1 protein-coding gene is annotated in these 242 nt (G+C 47.9%); it reads left to right on the top strand.

Annotation, left to right across the window (positions count from 1 at the left end; all coding sequences use genetic code 11):
* On the top strand, positions 1-242 hold a 242-nt coding region (locus HK26_RS13770; RefSeq protein ID WP_219337099.1), incomplete at both ends, for a hypothetical protein.

Raw genomic sequence — 242 nt, 5'->3', positions numbered from 1 at the left:
GCCTTGATGACCGCATCATTATGTCTGCCGGACAGGATAGGTTCCCCTGTGCGTATTTCAGCCAGCCGGTTCAGTTTCTCACGTCTGATGAAATCGTTATCCATTCGGATACAGGAACCGGATGGCAACAGAAGGGAATACACCCTGTGTTTATGTTCCCGGCCATGTTTGACGTGCACAACTTCAGTGAAGGGCTGTTTCTGGAGAGAAAATTCATTTTCATAGGACTTCCAGAAATCAGC

Origin of the sequence: Acetobacter okinawensis, assembly GCF_002153655.1 — a bacterium.
GTDB classification, from domain to species: Bacteria; Pseudomonadota; Alphaproteobacteria; order Acetobacterales; family Acetobacteraceae; genus Acetobacter; species Acetobacter okinawensis_A.
Note: the sequence above shows the minus strand (reverse complement) of the source record. Positions and strands in the feature narration are given on the sequence as shown.